General features: G+C 67.5%; 1 protein-coding gene. It reads right to left on the bottom strand.

What is annotated here, in order from left to right; all coding sequences use genetic code 11:
* A partial coding sequence (locus ACF089_RS35905) for a polyketide synthase dehydratase domain-containing protein (protein ID WP_392036439.1) occupies window positions 1–1,553 on the bottom strand: 1,553 nt, incomplete at its 3' end.
* Window positions 1,554–1,574: the final 21 nt, after the last annotated feature.

The following is a 1,574-nucleotide window of genomic DNA, read 5'->3' as shown; positions in this document are numbered from 1 at the left end:
ACCAACAACAACCGCCGCACCCCATACACCGACACCAAATGCCGAGCGAACAACCCACCCAACGAACCCGTAGCACCCGTCACCAACACCGTCCCCGTCAGCTCACCATCCACCAGCCGACCGCCGAACAGAGCACCCAGCGCCTCCCGGTCAACCGTGTTCCCCACCGAGCCGACCCCGTCACCGCCCGCGACACGATTCGCGGGAACCCGCGCCAGACGCGGCGCACTGATCCCACCACCCCTGACCGCCAACTCCGGCTCATCCAGAGCCAGAGCCGCCACCACCGCACCCACCGACACCGAAGCCCCGTCAAGGTCCAGCATCGTCAACTGCCCGGGATTCTCCGACTGCACCGAACGCAGGAACCCACGCACCGCCGCACCCGCCAGATCCCCCACACCCTCACCCGGCACAACCGCCACCGCACCCGACGTCACCCACACCAACCGCACACCCGCGAAACGCTCATCCCCAAACCACTCCTGCACCAACGACAACGCACCACCCACAGCACCCCGCACCCCACCAGCCACATCCCCACCCACAGACGCATCCATCGGCACAGACGACACGAACACCACATCCGGCACCGCCCCACCCCCCGACAACACCGCACCCAACCCCGCCAGATCCCCGAACTCCGACACCTCCACACCCGACACACCCGCCAGACCGAACACATCCCCACCCACCACAGCCCAACGCCCACCACCAACACCAACAGCCGGCGCCGCCACCGACACCCACTCCACCTCGAACAACGAATCAACATGCCCGCCATCAGCCGCACGCACCTGATCCACCGACGCAGCCCGCAACGTCAACGAATCCACCGACGCCACCGGACGCCCCACACCATCCGCGACACACAACGCCAGACTGTGCGGATCACCCACCGCATGCGGAGCCAACCGCATCCGCAACGACGACGCACCCACCGCATACAACGACACACCAACCCACGAGAACGGCAACAGAGCACCGCTCGTCATCTGCTCAGGCGTGCCATGGCCGATCGCGTGCAGACCCGCGTCCAGCAGAGCAGGGTGCAGTCCGAACCCAGCGGCGTCCCGACGCGCGTCGCCCGGCAGCTCCACTTCGGTGAACAGCTCGCCGCCCCGGCGCCAGGCAGCCCTGAGCCCCCGGAACACCGGCCCGTACGCGACTCCGCCTTCCCACAGCTCCTCGTACAACCCCTCGATGTCCACGGGGACGGCCCCGGCAGGCGGCCACTCGGTGAGTTCGTCAAAGCCGGCGGGCAGGTCCCGCGTCATGCCCGCGGTGAGCACGCCGGAGGCGTGGCGGGTCCACGGCTCCTCCGCGAGAGCGTCCTGCCTGCGCGAATGCACACTGAACGACCGCTGACCAGCCCCACCAGGAGCCTCCACCACCAGCTGAACCTGCACCCCACCACGCTCAGGCACCACCAGAGGAGCCTCAAGCGTCAACTCCTCCACCACATCACAACCCACCTGTTCCCCAGCCCGCACCGCCAAATCCACAAACGCCGTACCCGGCAGCAGCACACTCCCCAAAATCGTGTGATCCACCAGCCACGGATGCGTCTCCAA

Origin of the sequence: Streptomyces sp. NPDC014894 (assembly GCF_043080985.1) — a bacterium.
Classification (GTDB): domain Bacteria; phylum Actinomycetota; class Actinomycetes; order Streptomycetales; family Streptomycetaceae; genus Streptomyces.
Note: the sequence above shows the minus strand (reverse complement) of the source record. Positions and strands in the feature narration are given on the sequence as shown.